General features: G+C 37.8%; 1 pseudogene. It reads left to right on the forward strand.

The features are described from left to right. Positions 1–275: pseudogene (locus GQ596_RS11020) on the forward strand (hypothetical protein); the annotation flags it as partial.

Here is a 275-nt window from a genome sequence, read left to right on the forward strand (position 1 = left end):
TTGTCAGGTATTTAGCAAGAATATTCAAACAATTACATTACCACCCAAAGCGCAGCAGCCAGTGGCTGCGTTACTATCAAATTCATCAACACGCTGTATTGGCACCTATTTAATCGACTTACCGATTGAATTTAAAGTCAATGAAGAGGGATATTTTGATTATCAAAGTAATCCTCTTATAACCATTGCGACAAAGCAACAATATTTACCTCCTTTTAAACAGATGATAGCTCGGCGTGAGCAAGAGTTGAAAAATACTAAACCGGTAGATCCCC

This window comes from Gilliamella sp. Pra-s60, assembly GCF_009795755.1.
Lineage (GTDB): Bacteria > Pseudomonadota > Gammaproteobacteria > Enterobacterales > Orbaceae > Gilliamella.